This is a genomic window from Lysinibacillus sp. EB271-A1-10B (genome assembly GCF_058791335.1).
The window spans coordinates 11,426-32,193 of the sequence record NZ_JBYTDL010000003.1 but is presented as its reverse complement, the minus strand read 5'-3'; the positions used below and the strand labels follow the sequence as shown (position 1 = coordinate 32,193).

Here is a 20,768-nt window from a genome sequence, read left to right as displayed (position 1 = left end):
TAGATATAGTTCAATAAACGGCATTTTATAATGGGGAAAATCGTACTATGAAAGTAGTGTCCAAAAACAATAGTTTACGATTTGGAGAGGTCTATATTGACTAACTTAAATCATTACTTAAAAGAATTAATGGTGTATATTCCTGAAGGAGAAATTTGCCTACGAGATTTTCAAAACGAGCAAAAATGGATTAGTTCAAACTATAAATTTGGAATGCCTGGTATAAGAAAAAATTTAAAGGAAGTTATTTGGAATGTTGAGATAAAACCATTTTATCTTGCCAAATATACTGTGACAGAAGATCTTTATGCGATTATTATGGGGAAGAAATTTTCAATAACAACAATGGATCAAAAACCCATTGTTAATGTGTCATGGATAGATGCCGTGAAATTTTGTAATTCATTGTCCGATGTCCTAGGTTATGACAAGTATTATGATTGTGATCAGAATAGTAAATCCGTTGTATGCAATCATAGTTCTAATGGTTTTCGATTACCAACAGATGCTGAATGACAATATGCATGTAAAGCAAAATCAAAAGGATATCGGTATGGTGAAATTAATGAAATTGCTTGGTATAAAGATAATTCTAACGAACATGTACACAATGTTGGTGAAAAAGCGCCTAATGACTGGGGCTTGCACGACATGATAGGAAATGTTTGGGAGTGGTGCTGGGACTTATACGATGAAAAGATATTTGGAAATTACCGAATAATTCGAGGAGGAAGTTGGGCTGAAGAAGAACGAGGATGTGGAGCCACTTGTCGCCGTAAAAGTATGCCCGACTTCTTTATTGACGATATCGGATTTAGAATTGCCAGATCAATCATTTAATATTTCTAAGCAATTCTGACTTTTGATAGCTCTTTCCGTCGGTCTGATGTCTCTATCCGTTCCCAATAAAAAAACTCCTAGCATGATATATCCCCGCTAGGAGTTTTTGCTATTTAAATAATGAAAGGTATTCTGTATAGCCTTCTTTTTCTAAATCCTCTTTCGGTACAAAGCGGAGTGCTGCGGAGTTAATGCAATAGCGTAAGCCTCCAAGCTCACTTGGGCCATCCGGAAAGACATGTCCTAGATGGGAATCGGCATTTTTACTGCGAACCTCTACGCGACGCATCCCATGAGATGTATCGAAATGCTCCGTTACTTCTTCTTTTTCAACCGGCTTTGCAAATGCAGGCCAGCCGCAACCTGAATCGAATTTATCAAGCGAGCTAAATAATGGTTTCCCTGACACGATATCTACATAAATACCCTCTTCAAAGTGCTTATCAAATTCATTACGGAACGGTGGCTCTGTACCATTTTCCTGTGTTACGTAATATTGCATGTCCGTTAACTGTTGTAAACGTTGTTCTTTATTCATTTTTCAGCCCCCCAGTGTTTCTCCTGAAACGCTTTGCGACCAGATCCTACAGCATAGCGCTCGTAGTGCATTGGATTTTTCTTATAATAATATTGATGATAAGTTTCAGCTGGGTAAAACGAAATTGCCGGTAAAATTTTTACTGCTATTGGTTTATCGAATTTACCGGATGCCTGTAAATCAGCTTTAGAACGTTCAGCCAATTCACGTTGCTCATCATTGTGATAAAAAATCGCGGTTGTGTAGGACTCTCCACGATCATAAAATTGGCCTCCAGCGTCTGTTGGATCAATTAATGTCCAAAATGTCGCGAGTAATTGCTCATAAGAATAAAGCCCATCATCAAACTGTATTTGCACCGCTTCTAAATGCCCTGTCGTTTCAGAGCATACTTGTTCATATGTTGGATTGACAACATGTCCACCCGTATAACCGGAAATTACTGATTCAATGCCAAGTGTTTCGTCAAAAGGCTTGACCATACACCAGAAACAACCACCTGCAAATGTTGCGTATTGCTTTGCCATTTATCTCACTCCTTATGCACCAGGAACAATAATTTCTAGTAAAATTTTATCCTTTGGCAAGTCTAATTCTTTTGCTTTGATACGAGATCCTGAAGCAATGTTAACACGCGATAAATCAATATAGATTTCAGCCTTATCTGGATTGACTGTAATCCATGAAGGGAAATCCACCGTATCTCGCATAATTTTCATCGTTGTCTCAGGTGGAATATTTAACAGCCCAACATTCATTCCTGTCTGTTTTAAAATAATATTCCCTTTCTCATCCACTATCGGATCGAAGTTCATAGAAATATCGATTTCTGTATAGAAAACCTTTAATGTACTTTTCAATTGAATATCTTCACCAATCGTAAAGTCCAACGGTAATGGTGAGCCCGCATCCTTTAAATACTTTTTCGATATAGATTCTAATTCCTTCCTTGTTGTTTGCACAACGAGTACATTTCCTTTTACTTCACTTTCAGCTTTTGTACTTTCCGCTAAATTTACTCCATCTACTGGTCTAGTTGCTAAAAAAACGACGAGGAGGATTGCAAAAAGCAGTGTGCCCGCTAAAGCAAAAAATGCAAATTTCCACTTATTCATTTTGTCACTCCTCGTACCCTATTTCCTTGTTAACAATTTGTTCCATGTTACATTTCTCCATTGCCTTTATTATTCGCTCATTCATTTTGTCATAGCCTTTAGCATTCGGATGGAAGAAATCCGTATGATAAACGAGCTCTTTATTTGAATCAAACAGGTCTTCCACTGATACATAGCACGCATTTTTATCTTTCTTTGCTATGTTTTCAATGACTTTATTCCACTCCGTAATAATCGAATCAAATTCATTTGCTTCATTTGTCACGATGGAGAATGGATTATAAAAACCGATAAGTAATAAAGGTACTGTTGGATTTTTCTCTCGTATGCCTTCAATAATTTTACTATAACGTTTCTTATATGACCGCAATTCTTTATCAAAAGCATCTCGTTTCAAATTAAACAGATCGTTTTTAACGATCTTCATGACATCGTTTCCACCCATTGTAATTGAAATGAGCTGTGCTTTTTGCAACTCTTCATCATAATGCCCTTTTTCCACTAATTTTAATAACTGATCACTACGTCTTCCTCTTTTTCCTCGATTATCGACTTCAACATCAGAAATTGAGGGCCAAGCTATTAATGAATCTGTTAATCTTCCAACGTAACCGTCTTTACTATACTCATCACCAACCCCGGCAGTTAAAGAATCTCCGAGTGCTAAGTAATGTAGTTGCTTCGCTTTATTATCATCAATCTTCCCTAAATCCTCTGGTGATGGCTCAAAAAAATGTTCATAAATTTGCGTCAATACATTCTTTGAGGTCTTCTCCTCATTTTCTGTTTGTTGCTCATCCTGTTTCATATCTTGCTCCGTCCTTGCCTGCTCACCTTCTGGGTCTGCTTGCGGATCCGGTTCATCTATTGATATTGCACAACCACTTAGTACTAAGACGGTCAAACATGACAAAACCATTATTCGCCAAATGCCCATTTGACCACCTTCCATCATTTTCTTCTTCTATTATAGAATAGTTCATAGTGCAATGAAAAGTCACTATACCTAGTTATTGAGTAAAAAAATGTGCGTATGCACCTTTTTTTCGAATAAAGTACTATGCAATTTTCAACAGCTACATAAAAAAAGCCACTACAATTATTTATGTAGTAGCTCTTATATATTATTCTGCAAAATAAATAAAACCAATGGCACCTGGGCCAGTATGTGTGGAAATGATTGGTGAAGTAAAGGCAATTTCTACTTCATTAAAACCTGTTCCTTCAACTAATTCTTTTAGTGGTCCACCCATCGTTGTTAAACCCTCTGCGTGAGAAATCCCAACTGATTTTACTGTTTTTCCAGCAGTGTCTGCTTGGAATTGTTTAAATAAGTAGTTCACAACCTGTTTATGGCTACGTACTTTCGATACTGGATTGTAAGCGCCACCTTCTAAGTTTGCAATTACTTTTATGTTCAATAAAGAACCGATAAAACCTGTCCCTTTTCCAATTCGTCCGCCTTTAATAAGATTTTCAAGTGTATCAACAATAACATACAAATACGTATTTTCGCGCACTTTCTCAAGACGCTCAACAATTTCCTCAACCGTAGCGCCAGCGTCGCGCATTTTAATAGCCTCACGAATTTGAATTGCTAAACCTATAGCAATGAAACGTGAATCGATCACAGTTACATCAGAATCCGTCATTTGTGCTGCCTGACGAGCCGATTCCACTGTTCCACTCATACCACCAGTCATATGAAGAGAAATAATTTGATCTCCGTCTTTACCAAGCTCATCATACAATTCTTTAAATTTCCCCGGTGCAGGCTGTGAGCTTTTCGGTAAATTTTTAGCATTTTTCATTAAGCTTAAAAAAGATTGGGGTTCTAAATCAACACCATCTATATATGTTTTATCGTCAATTTGAATTGTTAAAGGCACAATATGTATACCATGCTGTGCTACTTCTTCTTTTGTTAAATCACAAGTTGAGTCCGTTACTATATGAATTCGTCCCACTTCGACACATCCTTTTACTTCATTAAAATTATTATATAGACTAATGAATCATTATGTAAACATGACATTTGTCATTAGGTTTCACTCGTTTTAGTCCATTTTGAATCCGCTACCTTGGATACTATAGCGCTTTGTTCAGTCCTTGTCTAACAATGTCCTCATGCATTTCGAAATTTATATGACACTTTTGATGTTGAATACATGACAAATGTAAATACCAGGATGAAAATTATTGGGGTATAGTAAGTGTATGCACGAAAGGAGTGTTCGATATGATTGATTCTTTTGACTACAAAACATGGAAAGAAGAATTGTGGAATGCCATTACACATGGCATTGGATTTATCGCAAGTATTCCAGCTCTAGTTGTTCTAATTTTAGCAGCAGTTCAAACCGGAAGTGCGCTCCAAATTACTACGTTCACTATTTTTGGCACTTCTGTGATCATTTTATTTTTAATGTCAACTTTGCTACATAGCATGCCTGAAAAATACAAGCACTTTTTCGCTATTCTTGACCATTCCTCTATATATATTTTAATTGCTGGAACGTATACACCTTTCCTTTTAATCGCAATTGGTGGCACATTAGGTATTACGTTATTATGTATAATTTGGTCCCTTGCGATACTAGGTGTTATTTTTAAATGCTTTTTTATTAATCGATTCGAGAAGCTTTCTTTAATTTTTTACATCGGTATGGGCTGGCTAATTATTTTTGCCGTTAAACCTGTCTATCTTTTCTTAGGCTTTCATGGCTTTGCCTTACTATTAGCAGGTGGGCTTTTCTATACGATTGGCGCTCTCTTTTACGCATGGCGTTCACTTCCCTACAATCATACAATTTGGCATCTTTTTGTGTTAGCTGGTTGTGGCGCGATGTATGCTTGTGTTTATTTTTACTTATAAATAACAAAAGTCGCTTCCGTAAAAAAGAAGCGATTTTTGTTATTTATTATTACCTTTTAATTCTTTCGTTAATGCCTTTATTGTCCACTTTGTAATGTTCAGTAAACGGGTCGGCAAATAAATTCCCTCGTTCATCAAAGCTCAAATAAAAATGTGAAATAGCTAATGGTTCCACTTGCCCCCTGCTTGTCTCAATTAAGTTTTTTCCCACAACACCTCTCAAAATTAGCTCGTCGCTTGATTCTTCTTCCGTCGTTTCGATGGCTCTTTCCGTCACTTCGACGACTCTTTCCGTCGCTCCAAGGTTTCTATCCGTCGCTCAATTCATCTTCCGTCACTGCGGTGAACTTATCGAATTTAAAACGCCCCGGTCGGAAGGTAACTCACCCCCACTTCACGTTAATAAGCTAATAATCTTTTATTCAGTAACGACAAAAAGCACGGTCATTCATAACCGTGCTTCCGTAGTACTTATTATCTTTAGTTTTTACGTTCAAAAATCTGATATTGGAATGTGTAGCCCTCTGGTGCAGTTTCTGGTTCCTCTGAGGATACTTCTGTAAAATCCTCATATTTTGGGAAGTATGTATCCCCATTAAACGAATGATTAATTTTTGTAATGTATAGGCGATCTGCGATATCCATGGATAGGCGAAAAATTTGCTCGCCGCCAATAATCATAATTTCTGGAACATCCCCAGCAAGGGCGAGGGCACCCTCTAAGCTTGTCACCACTTCAATCCCGTCCGCATGATAACTTGCGTCACGCGTAATGACAATATTGCGTCGACCAGGAAGCGGTCTACCGATGGATTCAAATGTTTTACGCCCCATAATCATCGGCTTCCCCATCGTTTTATCCTTAAAATATTTTAAATCCCCAGGCAAATGCCATGGCATGCCATTTTCATAACCAATCACATAATTATTATCATGTGCCACAATTAAAGAAATCATATTGTCCCTCCAAATACTATCGTTCATTATATTATAAACATAATTTAACGTTACAATCAGATTATTTCTGCATAGAAATTAAATTATTTTCATTTCCGATATTAAATCCTAGTATTTTTATAAGAATAGTTTATAATAGAGTTATCAAAGTAATTAAAAGGATTGATGAAGATGACGAAGTTAAGAGATGAAGCGATCCGTTATATTAAAGCAAGTGATTCTTCCAAACAATACTATGAACTAACACCACAAGAAGCGAGAGCCATTCGAGCTGTGCCAAAATGGACGTCACCACATAGCCCACAGCTTGCGGCAATTGACAATAGAAACATAACTGTTCGAGATGGAGCACAAATAAATGTGCGCATTTATAAGCCTGTTTTAGACAAAAAACTTCCTGTCATCGTTTATTATCATGGAGGCGGTTGGGTATTTGGAAATATAGACTCTACCGATGCAGGCTGTCAGCTACTAGCAGAAAAAGCCCAAGCCATCGTTGTCTCGGTTGATTATCGCCTAGCTCCAGAATACCCATTCCCTACACCGCTCTATGATGCCTATGACACTTTAGTGTGGGTTAGCGAAAACATCCAAACTTTTGGTGGAGATGCAACAAATCTGACAGTCGCTGGTGATAGTGCGGGCGGAAACTTAGCAACAGTAGCTGCCTATTTAGCTGCAACATTTAATGGACCAAAGATTAAAGCGCAGGCACTTATTTATCCTGTAGTCAATGTTGATTTTACAACGGCTTCTTACAATGCGTACGGCGAACACTTCGGCTTAGACAAACATGGAATGCAATGGTTTGCGGGGCATTACACAGATGAACAAAACTATATGAATCCACTTGTCTCTCCACTACAGATTGAAGATTTAAGTGTTTTACCGAAAACGATCATTATTGCTGCTGAGGCAGATGTCCTCTACGATGAAGGTCTTGCATACGCGCAAAAGCTTACAGATGCCGGAGTGACTGTTGAACATGTCAATATGACTGGTTTAATCCATAGTTACTTTAGTAAAATGAACTTTTTTGAAGAAGCTACGATTGAAACTACTGAAAAAATTGCTAATTTCGTGAAATAAATTTGTCTATCTGCATAAAATAGTGCGATAATAGAGCAAAACGTTTTTTAAAGGATGACAACATGACACAATCTATTGCTTTACAAATTAACAATCCATTTTCTGTTCAATTAAAAAAAGGCTACCCTCTTATTTCGAAAGATGCAGTTGATGCACGTCATCTTCCAAAAGAGGAAGGTGCTCTACTGAGACTTATGGATAATCATAACCATTTTATTGGTACAGGATACTATGGCATACAAAATAAAGGTGTTGGTTGGGTGCTAACGACCGATGCTAACGAAACAATAGACAAAGCCTTTTTTATGAAAAAATTTAAAAAGGCAATACAAAATCGAGAAGCATTTTTCAACAATCCTCACACAACAGCCTTCCGAGTCTTTAATGGTGAGGGTGATGGCATTGGCGGTTTAACGATTGACTTTTTCGATTCTTACTATATGGTGAGCTGGTATAGCGCCGGCATTTATTCATTTAAAGAAGAAGTATATGAAGCCCTTGCAGAAACAGTAAACTACAAGGCTATTTATGAGAAAAAACGTTTCGATACGAAAGGCCAGTATATGGAACAGGACGATTTTGTCATGGGAACACCCGGCGAATTCCCAATTATCGTATCGGAAAATAATATGAACTACGCTGTTAATTTAAATGATGGCGCCATGACAGGTATTTTCCTTGATCAACGAGAAGTGAGACTTGCCATTCGTGAACGTTATGCAGAAGGTAAACATATGCTTAATACGTTCTCCTATACGGGGGCATTTTCTGTCGCAGCGGCACTTGGAGGAGCAGTAAAAACAACAAGTGTAGATGTTGCAAAACGTAGTTTAGCCAAAACAATTGAGCAGTTTAGCGTGAATAGCATAGACTACGAATCACAGGACATTAAAGTGATGGATGTCTTTAACTATTTTAAATATGCTCAGCGTCACAATTTAAAATTTGACCTTGTAGTATTAGATCCACCAAGCTTTGCACGTACGAAGGAAAGAACGTTCTCAACTGCGAAAGACTACCCTAAATTACTAGTAGATACAATTGCTATTACGGAGAAAAACGGTATCATCGTTGCCTCAACGAACAATGCAAGCTTTGGGATGAAAAAGTTCAAGAGCTTTATTGACCAAGCATTTAAAGAAACTAAAACAGCCTATAAAATTGTTGAAGAATTTAACTTACCAAAGGATTTCCGTGCCACACGTGAATATCCAGAATTCAATTACTTAAAAGTTGTTTTTATTCAAAAACTTAACTAAATGAAATTAGACAGAATCACGCCCAAATGATTCTGTCTTTTTGTTTTGGAGAAAAAAGATAATCCTTTTTACAATTGTTCAAATTTTACAATTATCTTATAATGTAATTTACAAATTATAGTTCTATCACCACCCAAGGGGTCGCCCAGTCGTAACGAAGATCAACTTATTCACATGACATACGTTTAAACAAATGCGTTCTCAACTTTTGGTGATGAGCTAAACTATAAATTAACGGAGATGATTGAATGGGATATGTTCATGAAAAATTATTGATTACAACAGAAAGGCTCGTTCTTAGATTATTTGAAACAACTGATGCAGAAACGGTTGCAAAGCTCTGCAATAACTATAATATTTACAAAAGCACCATGTACCTACCTTATCCATATAGTTTAGATGATGCATTATCATGGATGGAACATCATTACGATAATTTTACGCAGGATATTTCGTACGAGTTTGCAGTTACAGATAAGGAAACCGGCGAATTATATGGAGCCATTGCATTATCGAATAATAAACGTTTTAAGCATGGAGAAATCGCCTATTGGATTGGCGAGGAGTATTGGGGAAGAGGCTATGCCACTGAGGCGGCGCAGTCTATTGTACAATTCGCTTTTGAAGAAAAGAAATTGCATAAAGTATTTGCTCGATATTTTTCAACGAACCCCGCTTCTGGGAAAGTAATGGACAAGATCGGCATGAAACAAGAAGGAATTTTAAAGGATCACATCATTAAAGACGGAAAATATGAGGATTTGGTATTTTACGGAATTATTAATGAATAGCTAAATAGTATTTCAATCATCTATTTCCTTCCTCAAGATGAAAAGGTTTTTCCCTCCCTATAAAAAAGGTGGCCAAAGAAGTACTTCCACTTCTTAAGCCACCCATATTTCTTTTATAGATAGTCCACAAACCAATCTCTAATATATTCTAGTCGATTAATTCGTAATGTTGGTTTTCCGCTTCTTGAAAGTTCATGATTGGCTTCAGGGAAGCGCACAAATTTCGTTTCTTTTTTACGATGTTTTAAGACGATAAACAATTGCTCTGCTTGTTCAATCGGACAGCGATAATCTTTTTCGCTGTGTAAAATTAAAAGTGGCGTCTCCACATTGTCCACATACTTAAGTGGTGAATGTTGCCATAGCTTCTCTATATCCTTTAGTCCCCCCTGAATTTGCCAGTCTGTAAAGTAATAGCCGATATCACTTACGCCATAAAAGCTTATCCAGTTAGATATGGAACGTTGCGTAACAGCTGCTTTAAAGCGATTTGTCTGTCCGACAATCCAGTTTGTCATGAAGCCCCCATAGCTTCCACCTGTAACGCCGAGACGGTTTTGGTCAATAAAATCATATTGCTCCAAGGCATAATCAACAGCAGCCATTAGATCATTATAATCATTGCCCCCGTAATCACCACGTACTGCATCTACAAATTTTTGACCATAACCATGGCTTCCGCGAGGATTCGTATACAAAACCGCAAAGCCTTGTGCAGCAAGGATTTGGAATTCGTTAAAATAGCAGTTAGCATACATTGCATGCGGACCACCATGGATTTCTAGAATAAGTGGATATTTCTCCCCTTCTTCATATCCAATAGGCTTCATCATCCAGCCGTTAACTTTCCAGCCATCTGCCCCTTCAAATTCAATTGCTTCTGGAACAGATACTGCTCGCGTCTTTAAAAATTCTTCATTAACTGTAGTAAGCTGTTCTTTTTCACCAGTATTTAAATTTACGTAAAATAGATCCCCAGGATTTGTAGTCGTGCCGATCGCGACTACCGCTCTATCATTTTTAGGATCAAGCGAAAAACCATATACATATTGATCATCATGAATAGCTGGATATAATTCTCCCGATAGATTGCCAAAATAAATCGATGTATTTCCTTGATCTGTCAATTGGAAGTAAAAGCTTTTATTATCCTCTAACCATTGAACGCGCGGAGGAACAACACCTTGAAGGAAATCACCAATAGCAAAATCACCGACAGGCGCGTCAAATTCACTCGTTACACATGTCTGATTATCATTGTCCAAATCATAAATCCATAACTTTGGTTGTGTTGCATTTTCAAATTCTCTTTCACCTCCAACATAAGCTATGAAGCGGCTGTTCGGAGACCATGAAGTTTGGTAGAACACCCCTGACCCATCTGTTAACTTGCGACCATGTTTCGTTTCTAAATCTAATAAGTAAATATCACTTATGAATGAAAAGTCTAGATCCTCTGTTAAGTCCGCAATGTACGAAAGGTATTTTCCATTCGGTGACCATGTACCAAGCTGTAAATTATGTTTCCCTTCCGTCAGTAGCTCTAATTCTCCTGATGCAAGATGAACGATCGCAATTTGATAAAATTGCTCCATATCCATAAATCCAGCACCATCTGATTTATGTTTCATCTTATCTATTACAAGTGGTTTTAGCTCTTTTTCTTCCTTTTGATTGTTCTCAACTTTATCATCAATGTTTTCATCTTTACCAAGCTGTACAGAGAAGGCGATTTTCTCTCCACAAGGAGACCAAGTAGGCGATGTCACACCATTTTTACAATTCGTAACTTGTTTCGCTTCCCCGCCTGCTTTAGAAAGAACAAAAATTTGTGGCTTGCCATTTCTCGATGACACAAACGCGATTTTACTGCCATCCGGAGACCAAACAGGTGAATGCGTTTTATCTTCCCCAAATGTCCATTGTTGCGGTTTTTTATCATTCAAGTTTATGTAAAATAAATTAGATACATAGTCCTTTTTCTTCTCATCAATATGAGTCTGTACATACACCACTTCTGTTCCATCAGGTGATACTTGTGGATCTGCCACTGCTTTTAATTCATATAAATCTTCTGGTTTTATCCCTTGTTTCAATGTCATAACTTCCCTATCCCCTTTGTATGAAAATTTGGTTACTTAGTACAATATTTCGATACACTAAGTATTATTCCTGCTTTTTTGGAGAAATTGTTTTTTATCCTAAAGAGGATTTCGAATATCAACTAATGACTTACTTATAAAAAAACGTAGCTGCTTCGTAATAATTACAAAGAGCTACGGCTATCATTTATTTCAAGAGTGAATCCGGGATTGACGGTTGTGCCCCCATTTGTGTAACGACATAAGCGGCAACTTTCGTGGCAAAATCGATCGAACTTCGAAGCGAATCTCCCCGGCATAGTCCTACTGCCAAAGCGCCATTAAATGCATCTCCGGCACCAGTTGTATCTATTGTGTCAACGCTCAACGCTGGAACCCACCCACTTTCTTCATGATTCATATAAAAAGAGCCTTTTGATCCAAGTGTAACGACCAGCAGACGCAATCAGCCGCTACGAGCCCACATTACGATAATGAGTCAGCTTAAATCTTTCCAATAATCAGCAGAATTTGTTCTGCGATGAAATTTATAAAAAGGTTCATTCGGACGAGCATGTTCCTTATAAAGTTCAATGATTTGCTTTAAAAAGCCTTCAATAAGCTCTACTCCTACCTTTTTCGCAAAGAGTGTCCCGGCTGTTGCATTCGCTCCCATCGGTACTGCTCCTAAATAGACATCAAAGCTATCCTTTTGATAAACAAGCCCAATATCATCATATACCGCATTATAACAGGCGGAGGCACAGCCATTGACGTTTACACGTAACCTTGTAGGGACAGTGATTCCTTCTAATGAATGATATAGCTTTTCTGTAATTGGTGCTGCCTCCATCTTGTCACCATCACAAAAATCACACGCTTTCATCGCTACAATTGGCCCTTGCTTTGCCACGTAAAGGCCAGCATCTTCTAGCTCCTCAATCTTCTTTTCAACTTCTACTGTTGAGATAGATAATAATATGCTGTAAGAGGCAGAGTATTTTATGGCACCAGTTTCCCCTATAACCTTTGCCATTGTTTGGAATTGTGCAGGGGTATAATGTTTATTAATAATGCCTGGGCTTACGGCAAGGCGAGTAAAATCCCCATTATTGTTTAACTTTTCGAAGGTTTTGTCCGGTATATTCGAACGGAATGCATTCATAAATACTTCTCCTTATGAAAAAGGAGCTAGCCAATTGCTAGCCCCCAATTTATTGGATAGCTTAAAAGTTCTCAGGATAGAAGCCTTTCGCCAAAATTTGAATGGCTTCTGCAGCACGTACTCCTTCAGACGCGGCAGAAAGTGGTAGGATCACAAAGCGTTCGTTTTTGACCGCTTCCATTTCCTTCAAGGCTGGATCATTTTTCAAAAAATTTATTTTTGCTTTCGCTGATGTTTCTCCGTAATCTATGACAACTACGACTGCTGGATTACGTTCTACCGCATCTTCTTTGGACACCGTAGTCCAGCCTGATTCTACATCACCAAAAATATTTTTACCGCCGGCCATCGTAACAAGTTCATTCATAATGTTTTGTCCTGCAGTGAAGACTTCTTTATCACCACTATCAAACACTAGAACAGGCAGGTCTTCTCCATCTTGCGGTAATTTTGCACGGATATCCTCTACATCCTTTGTCATTTTTTCTATTAGTGCTTCTCCATGATCTTCAACACGGAAAATTTTTGCGATATTTCGAATATCTGCGAAAATATCGTCTAAAGTTGGTTTCGTCATGATTGAGGCTGTATGTAAATAAGTGTGAATGCCTAATGTTTCAAGCTCTTCTTGTGTACCAACACCTTTCTCTCCAAAGGCGCTTTTCCAACCACCAAATAAAAAATCTACTTCTGCATCAATAACCTGCTCTTTTGTAGGATACTGTTTTGCTAACACAGGCACTTTATCGTAGGCCGCTTGTAGGGGCTCATAAATTTTGTCATCTAAGTACGCCGTCCCTACCATTGAATCTTCTAGCTCTAAAGCCAACATAATTTCTGTCACGTGCTGATTTAAGCTAATCGCTTTTTTGGGGGCTTCCTTATATACTTGCGTCGTTCCATTATTTTCTATCGTTATGTCTGACTTTTCAGCTTGTGAAGGCTCTACCTTCTCAGCTTGTGTAGCAGATTCTTGTTTGTCCTTTTCACTACATGCACCCAATATAGCTACCAATGCGATCGCAAAGACTAGCCATAAGCTTTTCCATTTCTTCATGTCCTCTTCTCCTTTGATGTTAAATATATAGTAAGAAATCGTTTAGACTCCTTTGCTACCTGGTAGCGATTCTAGAAAAGGGCATAAAAAAACCCCCTTGTTTCCAAGAGGTTAGCATAGCAAAAGAAAGGTTTTTCAACCTGTTCACTATCCCCATCCTCGTGGATTCAGTAATAAATAAATAAATAAATATTGGCAGGTATCCTGGCTTAGGTTCATCATCTATACGCCTTCCCATAGCGTGGCTACAGTGGCATCTTGTATAGACTCCCCATTTACAGTTGCGGGACAGCATCGGATTTGCACCGATTTCCCTTTTAAGCAAATAACAAAGGTCATTTACACCAATACGTCGTTTTTATTTTGTTGAATATATTGATTGACAGTAGATTCACAATCATACATATATTAACACTATTGCGACATAAACACTATATGAAATATTTTTTATACCAATTCTGTTACAATGTTGTTAAATGAATGAATAGAAACGAGGATCTTTTTATGCATGTAACAATTGGAGTACTTGCTCACGTGGATGCCGGTAAAACAACATTTTCTGAGCAGTTACTATTTCATACAAACAGTATTCAAGCCCGTGGACGAGTGGATCACCAGGACACATTTCTAGATAATCATGAGCTGGAGCGTCAGCGAGGCATTACAATTTTTGCGGAGCAAGGCCGCATGACGCTTGGAAATGATACATATACGTTAATCGATACACCTGGGCACGTCGATTTCTCTCCAGAGATGGAGCGTGCCATTCGGGTTATGGATTATGCCATCATTATTGTTAGTGCTGTCGAAGGAATACAAGGTCATACTGAAACAGTGTGGCAACTTTTACGCCAATATCACGTTCCAACCTTCTTTTTTATTAACAAAATTGATCGTGAAGGAGCAAATGTTGAAGCCGTAATGGCTGCGCTTCAAAAGGATTGCTCTGCAGATGTTCTATTCGTAGACGAACCGCTCCGTTCCGACTATGTTTCAAACGACATAATGGAGTGGCTTGCCGAACGTGATGAACATCTTCTCGATGCTTTTCTCAATGAAACATTAGATAGCTCTAGCTGCCTTATTCATTTATCTCAGATGATTAAACAGGAAAAGGCCTTTTTGTGCTTTTCTGGCTCTGCCTTAAAAGATAGTGGAATAAAGGAATTCCTAACACAGTTCCCCCTCCTAACAGAGACACAATTTAATAACAATGCTCCGTTTCAAGGTGAGGTGTTTAAAATTCGTCATGATGGACATCAACGCTTAACTTTTATCAAAGCTTTGCAAGGAACGTTACATGTCCGTGATGAACTTTCATTTGGAGACGTGACTGAAAAAGTGACCGAGATTCGACTTTACAATGGCAGCCGGTATGAAACTTCTCAAGAGGTAGAGGCTGGGGAGATTTTCGCAGTAAAAGGGATTAGTCAAGCAAACATCGGCGATATCATTGGTTGTTCGAGTAATTCTCAGCCCTTTGAGTTAGTACCAACTTTACAGGCAAAAGTACATTATGAAGGCGCTCAGCATATAAAGGACGTGTTAAAAACTTTCCGTATTCTTGAAGCAGAAGAACCTTCATTACGTGTGCTATGGCATGAAAAATTCCAAGAAATTCATGTACATATTATGGGTGTCATCCAACTCGAGGTTCTTATCGAAGTGCTTCATGATCGATTCTCGCTAGATATTTCATTTAGCGAACCACAGATTTTATATATGGAAACGATCGCCACAACGGTGACAGGTTACGGCCATTTCGAGCCCTTAAAGCATTACGCAGAAGTCCATTTATTGATGGAGCCAAATACTCGCGGCACCGGCAATACATTTATCAATGCATGCCATGCCGATGATTTATCAATTGGACATCAACGACTCATTGAAAAACATTTATTCGAGCGCGATCACCATGGTCTCTTAACCGGTTTTCCAGTTACAGATATTCGCTTCACACTCTTAACAGGACGCGCACATAATAAACATACTGAAGGTGGCGATTTCCGTGAAGCAACATTCCGTGCATTACGACAAGGGCTCGAACAAGCAGAAAATGTATTACTAGAACCGTACTACCGCTTTAAACTTAAAGCTCCTAGTGATTTCATCGGCCGCATGATGACCGACATTCAGCAAGCTGCCGGTACATTTGACACACCAATAATAACTGAACATGATGCGATTGTAACCGGCCGAGCCCCTGTCTCAACATTTATGAGCTACAGTACAACCTTTGCCGCCTACACCAATGGGAAGGGCGTACTTTCCCTACAATTTGATGGCTACGATATGTGTCACAATACAGAAGACATTATTGCACAAATCAACTACGATAAAAACGCCGATCCCGACTATACATCCTCTAGTATTTTTTGTGCAAAAGGCAAAGGCTACTCCGTTCCATGGCATGAGGCACAAGCAGCGATGCATTGTATTGACTAAATTCATAAAAACAGGACATGATTTGTTAGAACAATGTCCTGTTTTCTTATGTTTCGCGGAGAGTTACTATGCTTTTGTGGGTTATCTTGCTTCGCGCGGGTATTTGTCTTCCTTCCGCGGGTATTCTTGCTTCGCGCGGGTATTTGACCTGCTTCCGCGGGTATTCGCCTTCCTTCCGCGGGTATTTGACCTGCTTCCGCGGGTATTCGCCTTCCTTCCGCGGGTATTCTTGCCTCGCGCGAGAATTTGCCTTCCTTCCGCGGGTATCTATCCTATACTGACAACTCCATTCTACTACCTTGCCAGGCATATACCTTTCTCCTGAGTGCATTGAGATCCATCCCGCACATTTTTAATTTTTAAGCTTGTATCGTTTTCTGCCTCTTTTTATAAATAGGATATGAAGATTCCACGACAACATAGCTATGGGAATGTGAGAAATCCATTAAAACTTTGCCAGGGCGACTTTTCAAAAGTTGTAAATTATCAATCAGTTCAAGCAATAGTTCATGACCTTTTCCACGTGGGTGCCAGTTTAAACGATTATCATTTAGTTCCTTCACAGCATTTAGAAATTGATGATACTCTCGCTCTACAAAATTGATCAGTTGTTTATTTTTATGAACTACTCGTGATAAATCCTCTAAATATACTTCATAAAAGCGCATCACTATCGAGCACAATAAATCATTGACCCGAGCGGCACTTAGTATTGCCTTTGGGGCTTGGGAAAGTCGCTCTAAATTTGGTTTTGCACGAGTCGAATCGATACGTGTAATTAATTGATAATGTTCACCATTCACATCGTACACAATTGGATTTGTCGGCATATACATCATAAAATCATTTGTTTTTGTTTTAAGCTGATCCGTAATATTCGCTTTTGCAAAAAGGTGGCCATTAAAATTTTCATTTTGAATCCAAATAATATCTTTGTTATATAAAATTTGATCAAACAATCGTTCATTACTAATAAGATTGCTAGCTATTAATTGATCGACAAGGGATTCTACAACCATTCTTGTTGTAACTTTCTTGGCAACTTCAGTGCGTGGCTGCTTACAAATCTTCATTTCTACATATTGCGATTCCTGTGCTGTACTTACATGAATATTCGTCATCATTGCATCCTCTTTTCGTACATATTTTTCAAAACGGAAGTCTTCTTTTACATAAAAAAAGGATTTCCTACAACTAGAGGAAATCCTTCATTCTATCTTTTTCATTCATCACATAATGTCAAATTATACCCAACCATAAAAGAATTGCCTTGAAAGCGATTACCTTCTTTTATTTTGGGTGTTTGACGTACGGTGACGAACAGAGCATTCTGTTTTGTCAACATGCCACCTCCTATTCCTCGTAGGGTTATGGTGTGTACTCATAATAGGCAGGTATCCTGACTCATGATCATCGCTACTTTTCCCCTTCCCATCGTTAAACAGTGGTCTTGAAAAGTCGCTCACATTTACAGTTGCGGGACAGTGTCGGATTTGCACCGACTTCCCTTTTAAGTAAATTGCACGCAATTTACACCTATTATTTATAAATATTAAATTGTAATTTAACACACTAATTCATGTAGAGTAGATATTCCTTTTGTATTTCTGGTTTAAATTGTAATATGTATTCTAGTATTTGTCAAAAGTCAAAAAAGGGCTATCCCAAATTAGTGAGATAACCCTATTAATTATTCTAATTTTCCTAAACCTGACCGCTATAATGTAAGGGTGAGGTTATTTTTTTGTAAGGTAAAAATTAATGTGGTTGTGAATCTGCGTACCTGTTTTGGGTACGGCTATTGCATTCTACCAATGATAGAACAAAATGCGGAACTCCCTTCCTCAATAAGTCGTTTACATGCATACCCACATTGAACTTGTGAAGTGTAATGTCCCGACTGAATACGGTAACCATCCTTATCATTACCGAACACCTCACCATATCCGAGGTATTTCTGTGACAATAATAATTGTAAGCGTGTGTTTGCTTCTGCTCTTGTCTTGAATGGCGCTGTATGAATACGGAAGAACTTAGCACCTTTCGGAACATCAGTATAAAAGAGTTGGAAAGCAATCTATATAATAAATTCAGTCGTATCAAGGGTTTGGAGTATATTTGTGAAGATACATAATTAATAATGCTAGATATATTAGTTCTAAGCAAATTATAGTGAGTGAAGTCTATTTAGATTTTTTATGTTCATTGTTCGAGATATGAGTTATTATATAAACAATGTTTTCTATTAATTAGGAGTTGTTTTGTGTGAAAGATAATCTTAAGAAATATGTTATTTTAACCCTAACCATAGTATTTTCGGTATTTACGGCACTGTATTTATATGATAAATATCAAGAATATCAATTTGATAAGGGCATTGCAGATGAAAATGAAAAAAAATTAGAGCAAGAAAGGGAAAGATTTCTGAATAAAGTGAAGGTTGAATTTAAAAGGGATACTTCTTTTGATACATTTGCTGTTGAAATTACAAATTTTAATGACAGAACTATTCATGGATATATAGAAGTCACAATTCTCGATAAAAATGAAGAAGTATTATGGAAAGAATCGGTTTTCATTCCAGAAGATGGAATAAAAAGTGGGGATACGTATAGATACGTAAAGGATTATGATTCAGTTGAAAATGCTGATTCAGTTAAATTTGAAAAATCGGTTTATTAGTTAATTGCACATCATACATATCAAACACGCTACCTATCATGGTTTGCGTGTTTTTTGTTTTGTATAGACAATACTAATTTAAATGTTAACGTTTATTAATAATATTTATTATATAAAGGTTAATTTTTTAGTATAACTTATATTTTTTTAAAAAAGATAATTAAATATGTCGTTTTTTGTGAAATTTTATATTTTTTCCTTGAGGAGTTGTGAAAAGTAAGATATTATGATTGTCACACAGCAGTCCATACCAAACAATGTGAGGTAAGTATCGTTTACATCAGACCATCGAAGCCCCTTGCATTTCTCCCAATCGTATACCTGTTCCAAGCAAGATTTTAATTACTGTAGTGTTCCGCACACTTGTAAATTCATGGTCTTTACGTTTTATACGTCTTAAGTATCGGAGCATCATACGAATATGGAAATCATTAAAAACTTCTATACGCTCATCTGTCTGCTGTCTCTTTAGTTTCGAACATGGATTGTGTTCTATAAACTCATTTTCCATAAGATGATTAAAGAATGCTCTTAGATGTTTAATTTTGTTATTGATTGTATTTGAACCATTACCTAGTTCATTTTTACAATAAGATAAATATAATCGTAGTGTATTCGTAGAGACCTCTTCTATATCTTGAACGTTATTCTCCCTCAACCATTCTAGCCATCCTTTAAAGAAACTTCTGTAATTTGTGAGAGTGTGTTTACTAACATTCATCAATTCTCTTTCATCCATAAAATCTTGTACAGCAAATTTAACTAATGTCATAGCGATTCCTCCTAATGTGGAATCTACTACTACATATTCCTATAAGTGATTCAAACCGTTGGTATATCTGACTTACACAATCAGTAACTTAGGTGATTCCTCGTAGGATTATGGTGTGTACTCATAATAGGCAGGTATCCTGACTCATGATCATCGCTACTTTTCCCCTTCCCATCGTTAAACAGTGGTATATGAAAAGTCGCTCACATTTACAGTTGCGGGACAGTGTCGGATTTGCACCGACTTCCCTTTTAAGTAAATTGCACGCAATTTACACCTATTACTCCACGCTATTCAGTTGTGAGTTATTTAAAATACTCCACATTCCTTATAGATTATTAAAATCAATTGTAAAGGCATGTGGATTAAAAGTTAATTAATGTTAGTTTTAAAGTAACTTTTCACTTTTATGAAAATTTTTACAAATAAAAAAAGAGGGAAGATTCCCCCTCCCTCCAAAACTTTACTAAGGGTCGCTATCCTCCGGGTGATCCTTTTAAATTTTCCTCTTTCAATTTCATACTCAACCTCTCAAGGCATAATAAAAAGCACCTCAATTGAGATGCATCACTAATAATAATAATTCTTATTAAAACTTCATACTACATTCATTTACTTTGGTTTTTATTAAACAACTCATGTTTAAATTTCTAACTACAAACAGCTGCATCAATATACTGTGTATCTATGGCAAAATAAACCCACTGATATCCATCATAATAATACCCCCCTACAGAGTTAGCTCCTAAATTAGTTGGAAAATACCAAAATTCACTTCCATCGGTCATCCAAACATACGTATATTTATAAAGGCAATTTGACATAACGCCCGAATCTATTTGGTAATTAAATCCTTGAGGCTTTTGAGGCGTATATTGAGGTGGTGGTGATGTTGGATATCCACTTCCTGGTACTGGATAGACTCCTCCTCCTGGTACTGGTACTGGTATTACTATCGGTATTACTCTTGGGAACCTTCCTGGGAATCTTCCTGGCATTCCTCCTGGGAATCTTCCTGGCATTCCTCCTGGCATTCCTCCTGGGAATCTTCCTGGCATTCCTCCTGGCATTCCTCCTGGGAATCTTCCTGGCATTCCTCCTG

Annotated in this window: 21 protein-coding genes, 1 pseudogene and 3 riboswitches; of the genes and pseudogenes, 7 read left to right on the top strand and 15 right to left on the bottom strand. The window is 37.6% G+C overall.

Features of this window, described 5'->3' with window-relative positions; translation table 11 throughout:
* The first annotated feature begins 129 nt into the window (after positions 1 to 129).
* Positions 130 to 840 (top strand): annotated as a pseudogene (locus AC3WSK_RS05360) (formylglycine-generating enzyme family protein).
* A gap of 109 nt (positions 841 to 949) precedes the next feature.
* Here the strand turns inward: AC3WSK_RS05360 and msrB are convergent.
* The 5 genes from msrB to AC3WSK_RS05335 all read right to left on the bottom strand — a co-directional run bounded on the left by msrB (position 950) and on the right by AC3WSK_RS05335 (position 4,460).
* Positions 950 to 1,378: a peptide-methionine (R)-S-oxide reductase MsrB gene (msrB, locus tag AC3WSK_RS05355; RefSeq protein ID WP_079561115.1), complete on the bottom strand. Its 429-nt coding sequence runs from the start codon at positions 1,376 to 1,378 to the stop codon at positions 950 to 952.
* Positions 1,375 to 1,905 (bottom strand): peptide-methionine (S)-S-oxide reductase MsrA, encoded by a 531-nt coding sequence (gene msrA / locus AC3WSK_RS05350; protein ID WP_492414571.1) that lies wholly within the window; start codon positions 1,903 to 1,905, stop codon positions 1,375 to 1,377. Before msrA ends, msrB begins: the two co-directional genes overlap by 4 nt.
* A 12-nt stretch (positions 1,906 to 1,917) precedes the next feature.
* Positions 1,918 to 2,493, bottom strand: a complete 576-nt coding sequence (locus AC3WSK_RS05345; protein ID WP_079561112.1) for a YpmS family protein — start codon at positions 2,491 to 2,493, stop codon at positions 1,918 to 1,920.
* Between the two features lie 4 nt (positions 2,494 to 2,497).
* Positions 2,498 to 3,448: a GDSL-type esterase/lipase family protein gene (locus AC3WSK_RS05340; RefSeq protein WP_492414572.1), complete on the bottom strand. Its 951-nt coding sequence runs from the start codon at positions 3,446 to 3,448 to the stop codon at positions 2,498 to 2,500.
* 169 nt (positions 3,449 to 3,617) lie between these two features.
* Positions 3,618 to 4,460: a DegV family protein gene (locus AC3WSK_RS05335; protein WP_492414573.1), complete on the bottom strand. Its 843-nt coding sequence runs from the start codon at positions 4,458 to 4,460 to the stop codon at positions 3,618 to 3,620.
* A gap of 272 nt (positions 4,461 to 4,732) precedes the next feature.
* On the opposite strand from AC3WSK_RS05335, the gene trhA reads away from it, so the two are divergent.
* Positions 4,733 to 5,368 (top strand): PAQR family membrane homeostasis protein TrhA, encoded by a 636-nt coding sequence (gene trhA / locus AC3WSK_RS05330; RefSeq protein WP_079561109.1) that lies wholly within the window; start codon positions 4,733 to 4,735, stop codon positions 5,366 to 5,368.
* 49 nt (positions 5,369 to 5,417) lie between these two features.
* Here the strand turns inward: trhA and AC3WSK_RS05325 are convergent, their stop codons facing one another.
* Both AC3WSK_RS05325 and AC3WSK_RS05320 read right to left on the bottom strand, forming a co-directional pair.
* The gene (locus AC3WSK_RS05325; protein ID WP_079561108.1) at positions 5,418 to 5,645 is read right to left on the bottom strand and encodes a hypothetical protein; all 228 of its coding nucleotides are present in this window, start codon (positions 5,643 to 5,645) and stop codon (positions 5,418 to 5,420) included.
* A gap of 203 nt (positions 5,646 to 5,848) precedes the next feature.
* Entirely contained in the window at positions 5,849 to 6,325 is a 477-nt protein-coding gene (locus tag AC3WSK_RS05320; RefSeq protein WP_079561107.1) for a dihydrofolate reductase, read from the bottom strand.
* A gap of 171 nt (positions 6,326 to 6,496) precedes the next feature.
* Here AC3WSK_RS05320 and AC3WSK_RS05315 point away from each other — a divergent pair, with 171 nt between their 5' ends.
* The 3 genes from AC3WSK_RS05315 (at position 6,497) to AC3WSK_RS05305 (ending at position 9,464) form a co-directional block, all read left to right on the top strand.
* Positions 6,497 to 7,414: an alpha/beta hydrolase gene (locus tag AC3WSK_RS05315; protein WP_427484594.1), complete on the top strand. Its 918-nt coding sequence runs from the start codon at positions 6,497 to 6,499 to the stop codon at positions 7,412 to 7,414.
* Between the two features lie 62 nt (positions 7,415 to 7,476).
* Positions 7,477 to 8,673, top strand: a complete 1,197-nt coding sequence (locus AC3WSK_RS05310) for a class I SAM-dependent rRNA methyltransferase (RefSeq protein ID WP_427484595.1) — start codon at positions 7,477 to 7,479, stop codon at positions 8,671 to 8,673.
* Between the two features lie 248 nt (positions 8,674 to 8,921).
* Positions 8,922 to 9,464 carry a GNAT family N-acetyltransferase gene (locus AC3WSK_RS05305; RefSeq protein WP_492414574.1) on the top strand — a complete coding sequence of 181 codons (543 nt, stop codon included), beginning with the start codon at positions 8,922 to 8,924 and terminating at the stop codon, positions 9,462 to 9,464.
* Between the two features lie 113 nt (positions 9,465 to 9,577).
* Here AC3WSK_RS05305 and AC3WSK_RS05300 read toward each other — a convergent pair whose 3' ends face one another.
* The 4 genes from AC3WSK_RS05300 to AC3WSK_RS05285 form a co-directional block, all read right to left on the bottom strand.
* Positions 9,578 to 11,566, bottom strand: a complete 1,989-nt coding sequence (locus AC3WSK_RS05300) for a S9 family peptidase (protein ID WP_492414575.1) — start codon at positions 11,564 to 11,566, stop codon at positions 9,578 to 9,580.
* A gap of 187 nt (positions 11,567 to 11,753) precedes the next feature.
* On the bottom strand, positions 11,754 to 12,011 hold the full coding sequence (locus tag AC3WSK_RS05295; protein WP_492414576.1) for a PfkB family carbohydrate kinase: 258 nt from the start codon (positions 12,009 to 12,011) through the stop codon (positions 11,754 to 11,756).
* A gap of 33 nt (positions 12,012 to 12,044) precedes the next feature.
* Entirely contained in the window at positions 12,045 to 12,710 is a 666-nt protein-coding gene (locus tag AC3WSK_RS05290) for a precorrin-3B methylase (RefSeq protein ID WP_079561100.1), read from the bottom strand.
* A gap of 61 nt (positions 12,711 to 12,771) precedes the next feature.
* Complete coding sequence (locus AC3WSK_RS05285) at positions 12,772 to 13,767, bottom strand: ABC transporter substrate-binding protein (protein ID WP_492414577.1); 996 nt, start codon at positions 13,765 to 13,767, stop codon at positions 12,772 to 12,774.
* Positions 13,768 to 13,944: 177 nt separating this feature from the next.
* Positions 13,945 to 14,131, bottom strand: a riboswitch (cobalamin riboswitch).
* A 140-nt stretch (positions 14,132 to 14,271) separates the two neighbouring features.
* Here AC3WSK_RS05285 and AC3WSK_RS05280 point away from each other — a divergent pair.
* Entirely contained in the window at positions 14,272 to 16,212 is a 1,941-nt protein-coding gene (locus AC3WSK_RS05280; RefSeq protein WP_492414578.1) for a GTP-binding protein, read from the top strand.
* Positions 16,213 to 16,571: 359 nt separating this feature from the next.
* On the opposite strand, the gene AC3WSK_RS05275 is transcribed toward AC3WSK_RS05280, so the two are convergent.
* A complete protein-coding gene (locus AC3WSK_RS05275; protein ID WP_427484606.1) occupies positions 16,572 to 17,336 on the bottom strand; it encodes a hypothetical protein in 765 nt (254 codons plus the stop codon).
* Between the two features lie 248 nt (positions 17,337 to 17,584).
* A riboswitch (cobalamin riboswitch) is annotated at positions 17,585 to 17,767 on the bottom strand.
* 243 nt (positions 17,768 to 18,010) lie between these two features.
* The gene (locus AC3WSK_RS05270; protein WP_492414587.1) at positions 18,011 to 18,289 is read right to left on the bottom strand and encodes an SPOR domain-containing protein; all 279 of its coding nucleotides are present in this window, start codon (positions 18,287 to 18,289) and stop codon (positions 18,011 to 18,013) included.
* A 188-nt stretch (positions 18,290 to 18,477) separates the two neighbouring features.
* Between AC3WSK_RS05270 and AC3WSK_RS05265 the strand changes: the two genes are divergently transcribed.
* Positions 18,478 to 18,894 carry a hypothetical protein gene (locus tag AC3WSK_RS05265; RefSeq protein WP_492414579.1) on the top strand — a complete coding sequence of 139 codons (417 nt, stop codon included), beginning with the start codon at positions 18,478 to 18,480 and terminating at the stop codon, positions 18,892 to 18,894.
* Between the two features lie 280 nt (positions 18,895 to 19,174).
* Here AC3WSK_RS05265 and AC3WSK_RS05260 read toward each other — a convergent pair whose 3' ends face one another.
* Positions 19,175 to 19,666, bottom strand: coding sequence for a tyrosine-type recombinase/integrase (locus AC3WSK_RS05260; protein ID WP_492414580.1), 492 nt, complete (start codon positions 19,664 to 19,666; stop codon positions 19,175 to 19,177).
* A 112-nt stretch (positions 19,667 to 19,778) separates the two neighbouring features.
* Positions 19,779 to 19,962, bottom strand: a riboswitch (cobalamin riboswitch).
* Positions 19,963 to 20,316: 354 nt separating this feature from the next.
* The coding region (locus AC3WSK_RS05255) for a hypothetical protein (protein ID WP_492414581.1) at positions 20,317 to 20,768 on the bottom strand (452 nt) is incomplete at its 5' end.